This is a genomic window from Sinorhizobium sp. 6-70 (assembly GCF_030124375.1).
In the GTDB taxonomy this organism is placed as follows: domain Bacteria; phylum Pseudomonadota; class Alphaproteobacteria; order Rhizobiales; family Rhizobiaceae; genus Sinorhizobium.
In genome coordinates this window covers 1-421 of the sequence record NZ_JASKLS010000049.1, presented here as the reverse complement: position 1 = coordinate 421, position 421 = coordinate 1, and the positions used below count along the sequence as shown (strand labels likewise).

The following is a 421-nucleotide window of genomic DNA, read 5'->3' as shown; positions in this document are numbered from 1 at the left end:
CAACGAACTCGGTGTGAAGGCAGAGATGACCTCCAGCGGCGCAACCCTGGCCGGCCGCACGCTGCAAGATCTAAGAATCAATGCCGATGCGACGGCGACACCGAACAATCCCCAAGCCAAGCTGACCGCAACCGGAAGCCTCGGCGGCCAAGCAATCGATATGCGGGCCGATGTAGTCTCCGAGAACGGCCGCACATCGATCCAGACGCTGGAGGCGACGATCGGCAACAACCGGCTGACCGGCGCACTCAACCTGACGCCCGACTTCAAGCCGGACGGCACGATCGACTTCACCCTGCCCGACCTCGGCCTGCTGGCCGCAATGGCCGGCCAGACCGCATCCGGCGATCTCGCCGGTTCGGCCACCGTACGCACCGTCAACGGCGTCACCTCGATCGCCCTCAAGGCAAGCGGCGGCAGC

Annotated in this window: 1 protein-coding gene; it reads left to right on the top strand. The window is 65.6% G+C overall.

Features of this window, described 5'->3' with window-relative positions; genetic code table 11:
- The coding region (locus tag QN222_RS30275; protein ID WP_336621053.1) for a hypothetical protein at positions 1 to 421 on the top strand (421 nt) is incomplete at both ends.